Below are 5,340 nucleotides of genomic sequence, written 5' to 3'. Positions count from 1 at the left end.
TGCGCTCCGACAAGACGGCCCGCAACTACCAAGCCGGTATCACCCTTGCCGCCACGTTGATCTGGATCAACACCGACTTATTCAACACGGCCTAGGCGCTTGCGCCGGGTCCTTGCAGGGGAGAGGGGTCTTCTTCGGGGTCGGTATCGGGGTGAGGCTCAGGATTGCTGAGCTCGTCATCTGGTCCCGGCTCAAGAGGGGGAGCCAGGTCTGGCTCGGGTGTGGGTGCCGTTTCAGTGGCGTTCTTGGCAGACTGGTCTACAACTTCGTCGTCTCGTTTATCCATACTTCGAACCTAGGTCAACGACCACGCCATGGCGAGGAGGCAGACTGGGCCCATCGGGGTTCGAGCGTTCTAAACTCGGTCAACCAGTTCGGTGTGACCTTCTTGGCGCGAGCAATGCGCGCAGCAGTAGATGCCAGCGTCGGTCTCGACTCCGTGGCCCAAGATCCGGCAGCCGCAGTGCGCGCACACCGGTGCCATCAGGTGGATCGCGCACTCGAAGCTGTCGAAGGTACTGCTTTGATCGCCTCTGGTGATGGTGAACGTCTTGTCGTAGTCATTGCCGCAGCTATCGCAGGTGGGCATCGAATCCGCCTCTCGTTTGTGTCACGCCTTCGTGCTTACCCGCTTTCGCTTCAATGTGCTAGGGGGTATGGATTCTTCGACACCCCGTGGACGCGCGCCTAGCGTGGAGAGGGCAACAGTTCATTTCCGTTCTCGCCGGCAGCTGACTGTCCAAGTGTGTGGATCTCACTCAAGAGAGCGGTCCGGCCAGGTACGGCCGGAACTAATCGAGGAGGTAGATCATCGTGACCACTGCACGCGAAATCATGACCGCCGGCGTCGAGTGCATCGGCGAGAACGAAACACTCGCGGACGCCGCCCGCAAGCTGCGCGACTTCGATATCGGATCGATGCCCATCTGCGGGGAAGACAACCGCCTCAAGGGGATGCTCACCGATCGGGACATCGTCGTCGCCTGCATCGCGGAGGGCGGCGATCCCATGACCGTGACGGCGGGGGAGCTCGCTCAGGGCAAGCCCGTCACTATCGGTGCCGACGACGACGTCAGCGAAGCGCTGGCGACCATGAAAGAGCACAAGGTTCGGCGGCTGCCGGTGATCGATGGCCACGATCTGGTCGGCATGCTCACCCAGGCCGACGCGGCACGCAGCCTGCCGGATGACCGGATCGGCGACCTCGTCGAGTACATCTCCGAACCTGGCGCCTCCCGCACATAACCATCGCCCAACAGACAGAAGGAGAACGAATCATGGAAACATCTGACACAGGCCTGCTGGTTAAGCTCAGCGAAACCGACGAAACGGTTGCCAACCGGGATGAGGACATTCGCGAACGCGACGTCAAAGATAAGGACGGCGCCGATATCGGCAAGGTCAAGGATCTGCTCGTCGATGAGACCGAGCGCAGGGTCCGTTTCATCGAAGTCGCGTCGGGAGGATTCTTGGGCATCGGCCAGGACAAGACCTTCATCCCGGTAGATGCCATCACCTCCATCACCGGCGACGAAGTGTGGATCGACCAGACCCGCGAACACGTCGCCGGCGCACCAGCCTACGATCCCGACCTGGTGCGGGAACGGGAAACCTACGGGAGCATCCTGGGCTACTACGGGTACGGACCGTTCTGGGGGCCCGATTACCGGTACCCCGATTATCCGACCTACCGCCAAGGCCTTTAGGGGTTGTGCGCTGCGGGTCGGCGGGCGTAGCGTCGATAGTGCAAGAGAGGTGAAAACCACGATTGCACAGGAAGGCTCCAGTGGTCTCGTACCACCGGAGCCTTTCGCCATCCCGGGAGCGAGACGGCTGACTCCTATCGCTGCGTGGGGTTGGTGAGGATGCTATTGACTGCAGGATCAATCGGCGGCCCCGCCGTCGCCGGGCTCACCTTCGAGCCGCGGTTCGGGCCGATGGCGCTCTCAGGCATACCGGATGCCAGCTCGGAATCGCTGGGGGGCGCACCTTGATGCAGTGCCTCCACACGGTTCTCGAGCACTCGCAGCACAGGCAAGCGGTGACCGTGCTGCTGCTCATAGGCGATGAGCTGGGCCACGGAAGCCTCATCGAGTGAGGCGATCCTCGAGGGAAGATGACCGATCAGCACGTGATCGAAGTCCGGAAGCGGAAGGTCGCTATGGTCAACGGATGGCCTAGCGGGATCGGGCGCCAAAGAATTCATGCTTGGCCCTCCTTGGCGGCCTGTTGCAACTCAAGCTCGGAGATGGTGCGGATGTCGGCATCGACAGTTTGGCCCGCTTGCACGAAGTTGAGCTTCTCCATGTAGGGGGTAGGTGCCTTCCGGCGAGCATCGACGAACTCCGTCGAGTAATACGCCCGCGCATCGGTGACATCACGATCACCCGTGACAATCTCGTGGGCGAGGTTCAGAGCCAAACGGTTCGCCTCCTCATCATGACACGTGGCCGCCATCTCACCCATCGTCCGCCGGGCGACAACGCTGCCATCGAACTCAGCCAAAGCGCTAAACATCTCCGGCGGTACCCGATAGTCAATGACCGACTCCACAGAATCATGGTGAGGGGCAGGGAACTGATGCTCCCAAAACTCCCTAGTGGCCACGACGCGCTTCCACTCACCAACCTCGAACCACACCAACTGGGACGGTTGAGCCTCGTCCGGTTCACCGTATCTATCCACCACCAGCTGAGCCGCCTCCCGCGCCTCCTCGGGCCAAGTCAAAAGGATCTCTGCACTGTTCATACCTCATCGTGCGCACACCGCCGGTAATCCTGAAAGGGGCTTGACCCTGCCCGTCATCCGCCCCCGGACTTGCGGACGGGGGAAATCCCGCTTTCCGCAAGCCCACATGGGTCGCAATTTCCGACGTAGCGTGGCAAGGAACCCATCGGAGAAAATCATGCAAGCGGCGTACTTGTCGATCGGCACCAAACTCTTCTATCTCCCCTCGACAACTGATCTTGCGGGCCTCCGCGCCCGACTGACTATGGCTACCCGCGAGGGCGGAGCCATGGTCGACATCCCTGTGGAAGGAACTACGCTCGCTGCCCTGATCACGCCAGGCCTGCCCGTGTTTCTGGAGACGCGCGAGATTGAGGAGCCAACCCCTCCCGCCCAGTCGATTGCAGAGGAGGAATGGCTGCTCTAGTAGATCATGCGGGTCCCAGATCGACCGTCAAGTAATCTGGGCGAGCGGCGTAGGCGTTGCGTTGTGTATTGGGATGGATGTGCGATGGGTCACTTTCTGTTTGGGAGCCCTCCTGAATCGGTGCGTATCGATGACCGGGTCTTGGCTCACCTGAAGGTCGTCATGCTGACGAAGTTGCGTCGACACGAGGGCTTCGCTTTCACGTTCGAGTTCGAGCCCACCTCGGGAAGTGGTCGCTCGACCGTATGGCTCAACGCGACAGTATTGATCCAGTTCAGGTTCGAGGGCAGCAGGGTGCCCGTAATCAACCGGATATGGCTTGACGCGCTGATGCAAACAGCCAACGATATCGACGGGCTGCGTATAGTCCCGGAGCCCACTGAGCCATCTGAGCCGTCCCCGCATACCGCGAGCATTCCCGTTCAGAGGGATTGAATTACGTGCGTGCTCACTAGACCGGGTGCGATCAGACCAGTTCTCCTGAGGGCGGCGCCTTGCTGCACTTCTCGTTTGCGCCTGACAAAGTCACCCCAAGCGAGCACTTAGCAGACGACACCAAAGTTCGGTGGGGAATGTTGGCACCCGGACCGTCACGGAAAATGATGACGACGCGGATACCGACTAAGCGGCATGCCAGTCGATTGCATCCAGCGCAGTCATTGTTCGTTAGATGGTCCGCCGCGCTGCCGCCATCCGCCGTCTACCGTGTTCGAAGCAGGATCGGGCTCGAACACGGTGCCGTCGGAGTCGGGGATGCCGTCGGCCCGAAGTCCGAGGTGCATCATACCCGCGACGATTAGTCGATCGTAGAGCGGTCGCGCGAGCAGCCGGAGGGGTATTACGAGTCCCTGTGTGCGCCCGACAACGGTAGTGGGGCGCGGATGCTCAAGTCGGCGCACTATGGCGGCCGCGACCCGGTCGGGGGAGACGAGAGGGGGCATCGGATGCACGACTCGCCCGGTGCGGTTCGCAGCGTGGATATAGATGGGAGTATCGGTCGTCGAGGGCAGTATGGTGCACACGCGCACCCCCGAGCCGAGTAGCTCGAGACGCAGGCACTCTGCGAATCCGAGCACCGCGTGCTTGCTCGCGACGTACGCCGACACCATTGGCGCCGGAACGCGCGAGAAGACCGAGCCGAGCAGCACGAGCGTGCCGCGCGTGCGCCGCAGGGCCGGCAGCGCCGCTCTAGCGCCATACACCTGGCCAAGCAGATTGACCTCGAGCACTCGGCGGAAGATGCGGTCGGGGGTCTCTTCCACGCTGCCCGCGGCGTACACTCCGGCCGCGCTGACCCAGCCGCGGATGCTGGTGAACCTCTCGATCGCGGTCGCGGCGAGAAGCGAGATCTGGTCCGGGTCGGCAACGTCGGTTGGCACGGCGATCGCCTCGCCACCCAGCGAGCGGCATTCAGCCGCGACCTCGTCCAGGCTCGAGGCGCTGCGTGCGGCGAGCACGAGCCGTGTTCCGCGGCGAGCTAGGGCGAGTGCGGTGGCGCGGCCGATCCCGCTCGAGGCGCCGGTGACGACGACGCTCAGTGTTCGAACGCCTTCCGCTGCGTCGTCTCGTCCGCGACTCGCACGCCGTGTCGGAACACGAGTTCTCCGCCGAGGAATCCGGATGCCGCGAGCAGGAGGAGGGCGACGACGCTCAGCACTACGCCGACGATGCTCACTGCGTCGGAGAGGCGAATCGCGAATCCGATCGCGAAGAGAACGATGACCGCGAGGTTGAGCGACATGTGCGTGAGCGCGATATGGCGAGCCCGCGTGCCGCGATTGAGCGCGGCGAGGTCCATGAGACCGGCGGCGGCCGCGAGCATCGCGCCCACAAGTCCGATCCCGATTAGCCAGGTTGCGCCGCTAGCGAAGGCAACGTCGCCCGTCGCACCGGCGGCAATATCGAAGACGATACTCGCCGTCCACGCGCCGATCGGGATGGTCACGAGTAGCGGGTGAAACGGATGCCCGTAAGGGCCCGCCAGGATGGTGCGTGGGTGCTTGGCCCGTCGCAGTGCCGATTCGCTATCCATGCTTGAACGCTAGCCCGGGAGGGCATGCGGGCCGAGGGCTTGCATAGTACGCACCATGAGACTAGACGCTATGGGGTATTGAGCTGGGGCCTCCCGATCGCATAGACCGTGGGTTGCGGGCCGGGTGTGTCTGGCTCGTAGTGCCACATATGTG

At 62.7% G+C, this 5,340-nt stretch carries 9 protein-coding genes; 4 read left to right on the top strand and 5 right to left on the bottom strand.

The window, feature by feature from the left end:
* Positions 1 to 355: 355 nt before the first annotated feature.
* The gene (locus BLQ39_RS15310; RefSeq protein WP_092325349.1) at positions 356 to 589 is read right to left on the bottom strand and encodes a metallothionein; all 234 of its coding nucleotides are present in this window, start codon (positions 587 to 589) and stop codon (positions 356 to 358) included.
* A 224-nt stretch (positions 590 to 813) separates the two neighbouring features.
* Between BLQ39_RS15310 and BLQ39_RS15305 the strand changes: the two genes are divergently transcribed.
* On the top strand, positions 814 to 1,245 hold the full coding sequence (locus BLQ39_RS15305) for a CBS domain-containing protein (RefSeq protein WP_092325347.1): 432 nt from the start codon (positions 814 to 816) through the stop codon (positions 1,243 to 1,245).
* A 32-nt stretch (positions 1,246 to 1,277) separates the two neighbouring features.
* Entirely contained in the window at positions 1,278 to 1,706 is a 429-nt protein-coding gene (locus BLQ39_RS15300; RefSeq protein WP_092325345.1) for a PRC-barrel domain-containing protein, read from the top strand.
* A 134-nt stretch (positions 1,707 to 1,840) separates the two neighbouring features.
* Here BLQ39_RS15300 and BLQ39_RS15295 read toward each other — a convergent pair whose 3' ends face one another.
* On the bottom strand, positions 1,841 to 2,206 hold the full coding sequence (locus tag BLQ39_RS15295; protein WP_092325343.1) for a DUF8129 domain-containing protein: 366 nt from the start codon (positions 2,204 to 2,206) through the stop codon (positions 1,841 to 1,843).
* The gene (locus BLQ39_RS15290) at positions 2,203 to 2,748 is read right to left on the bottom strand and encodes a hypothetical protein (protein WP_092325341.1); all 546 of its coding nucleotides are present in this window, start codon (positions 2,746 to 2,748) and stop codon (positions 2,203 to 2,205) included. Before BLQ39_RS15290 ends, BLQ39_RS15295 begins: the two co-directional genes overlap by 4 nt.
* Positions 2,749 to 2,905: 157 nt before the next feature.
* Here BLQ39_RS15290 and BLQ39_RS15285 point away from each other — a divergent pair, with 157 nt between their 5' ends.
* A complete protein-coding gene (locus BLQ39_RS15285; RefSeq protein ID WP_092325339.1) occupies positions 2,906 to 3,154 on the top strand; it encodes a hypothetical protein in 249 nt (82 codons plus the stop codon).
* Between the two features lie 6 nt (positions 3,155 to 3,160).
* Positions 3,161 to 3,589, top strand: a complete 429-nt coding sequence (locus BLQ39_RS16320) for a DUF7882 family protein (protein WP_439822888.1) — start codon at positions 3,161 to 3,163, stop codon at positions 3,587 to 3,589.
* Positions 3,590 to 3,810: 221 nt separating this feature from the next.
* Here the strand turns inward: BLQ39_RS16320 and BLQ39_RS15275 are convergent, their stop codons facing one another.
* Both BLQ39_RS15275 and BLQ39_RS15270 read right to left on the bottom strand, forming a co-directional pair.
* A complete protein-coding gene (locus tag BLQ39_RS15275) occupies positions 3,811 to 4,692 on the bottom strand; it encodes an SDR family NAD(P)-dependent oxidoreductase (RefSeq protein ID WP_256332777.1) in 882 nt (293 codons plus the stop codon).
* Positions 4,689 to 5,186, bottom strand: coding sequence for a DUF2231 domain-containing protein (locus BLQ39_RS15270; RefSeq protein WP_092325333.1), 498 nt, complete (start codon positions 5,184 to 5,186; stop codon positions 4,689 to 4,691). The genes BLQ39_RS15275 and BLQ39_RS15270 overlap by 4 nt, the downstream gene beginning before the upstream one ends.
* Between the last annotated feature and the right edge of the window lie 154 nt (positions 5,187 to 5,340).

Origin of the sequence: Cryobacterium psychrotolerans, assembly GCF_900101115.1 — a bacterium.
In the GTDB taxonomy this organism is placed as follows: Bacteria; Actinomycetota; Actinomycetes; order Actinomycetales; family Microbacteriaceae; genus Cryobacterium; species Cryobacterium psychrotolerans.
Note: the sequence above shows the minus strand (reverse complement) of the source record. Positions and strands in the feature narration are given on the sequence as shown.